We start from the raw sequence: 1366 nt of genomic DNA on the forward strand, positions 1-1366 counted from the left end.
GTACTCTCCGCACTTATATGGACTCCTCGTTTTAATCAATGCCTTTTAAAATAGAACGATAGTTGCGCACTTATATACGGGCTCTTATTGGAGAGCTACTCCTGCCCTTTGATGTGTTCGCTCCAATGGTCCGAGTCTATAGCGCAGTATCTAAGTACTTTTGTGCGGATCTGAATTCCATTGGTTGTATTATCGCTTTATTTTATGCAAGTCATTGAATTAAAATTTGATTGACACTACTTATGCTTGAATCGCCAATGGGTGATACTCACTATCACTTTTTATGAGTGCAACGGCGGTTCTAACCGTCTTATTTGCCAGAGCAATAGCAGCTATTTTCTTACCACGTCGCTCTATCATAGATTTTAACCACCGTTCTTTTTCTGTTGTTGGTGCTCGAAGTGTAACTTTGTACACTATAGACATTGCTCCTTGATACAAGAGGCTTCTCAAACGCTTATCTGCGCAACTTTTAGAAATATGCCCTATACGCTCTTTACCGCCAGTAGAGTGTTGTTTAGGCGTTAATCCTATACAAGCAGACGCATCTCGACTTCGAACAAATTCTTTACCATTACCTAAACGTACCATTAGACCTAATGCTACGATTGGCCCAACTCCTTCTAGTTTACTAAGCTTTTTACAGATTTTATTTTGACTGACATGCTCTGTAATTAAACCGTCGTAGTATTCTATTTGTTCTGTATACATAGCTAATAAATCAGATTGAGATGCGAGTACTTGGCGTAAACAATCTGGTAACCCATTTTCTGCATCTTCTAATATTTCTGGGATCCGTTTTGCTAAAGGAGTTATTCCTTTGGGCAAAACGATGCCAAATTCCATTAAGAACCCACGCATTTGATTACTAAGTGCTGTTCGTTGGGCTATCTGTAATGCCCGAGCACGATCCAAACACTGTAGTCCTTGCTCTTCTTCAGACATCTGACTGCAACTAGATATATGAGGAAGTAGAGCGGCAACTCCTATCGCATAAGCATCATTCTTATCCGTTTTCTGTTTGAGTTGTAGACCTTTAACTGCACGAGGTGGGATGACTTTAACTTCATAATTATTTTTCTTCGCTAAGCGAGCCCAGTAATGAGCACCACCACAAGCCTCCATGACCACTAAAGAAAACTTCTTCTTTCCAGTTAGCAGTCTGATCAAACTAGTACGGCTGATAGCTTTGTTCATGAGAACTTCACCATTGATTCTCATATAGCAAACTTGAAATGAGTTTTTCGCTAGGTCGATGGCAAGTATTAGATTCTCTTCCATATCTGAGCTCCACTATTTTTACAGGTGTATTTATAACGTAGTCCCCGAGGGGAGAGGAGTCCATACATCTATAGTGGGCATCTAA

1 protein-coding gene is annotated in these 1366 nt (G+C 40.2%); it reads right to left on the reverse strand.

The features are described 5' to 3' along the window. Positions 1–240: 240 nt before the first annotated feature. Positions 241–1281, reverse strand: a complete 1041-nt coding sequence (locus AB4263_RS24050) for an IS110 family transposase (protein ID WP_102333785.1) — start codon at positions 1279–1281, stop codon at positions 241–243. Positions 1282–1366: the final 85 nt, after the last annotated feature.

This window comes from Vibrio sp. 10N.261.55.C5 (genome assembly GCF_041470505.1).
Classification (GTDB): Bacteria; Pseudomonadota; Gammaproteobacteria; order Enterobacterales; family Vibrionaceae; genus Vibrio; species Vibrio crassostreae_C.